This is a genomic window from Pseudomonas sp. YQ_6 (assembly GCF_043103245.1).
Taxonomy (GTDB): domain Bacteria; phylum Pseudomonadota; class Gammaproteobacteria; order Pseudomonadales; family Pseudomonadaceae; genus Aquipseudomonas; species Aquipseudomonas alloputida.
Map to the genome: position 1 here is coordinate 1 of NZ_JBICJR010000024.1, position 450 is coordinate 450.

At 61.3% G+C, this 450-nt stretch carries 1 protein-coding gene; it reads left to right on the plus strand.

What is annotated here, in order from left to right:
• Window positions 1-450: immunoglobulin-like domain-containing protein (locus tag ACF8FG_RS06120; RefSeq protein ID WP_392518636.1), on the plus strand; the 450-nt coding region annotated here is incomplete at both ends.

A 450-nucleotide genomic window follows, 5' to 3' on the forward strand; every position in this document is an offset into this window, starting at 1 on the left:
CAACGACCCGGTTGTGATGTCGATCGCAACCGTTGAAGGCGCGGATGTCGGCAAGTTCGAACAGCTGACGCTGGACAAGACGCCGGTCAGCACGTCGGTGACCGACGAGCCAGGTACGCCGGGCAACGAAGGCGATCTGGTCAAGGTCACCATCACGGCCGACCAGACTTCGGTGGCCGAGAACGTCAAACCGACGTTCACCGTGCACATCAACACCGCCCTGGCTCACGACCTAGTCGTGACCCTGAGCAACAACGCTCAGGTCACCATCAAGGCCGGCGAAACCAGCGCGCCGTACACCCACGACGCGCAAGGCGATGACGTCTACAACGATGCTGGCCAGATCAGCCTTGGTATCAATTCGGCGGTAGACGCCACCGGCGCAACGTTCGAGAACCTGCAGTTGGGCGGTGCGGCTACTGTTCAAGTGACCGACACCACCGACGAAGT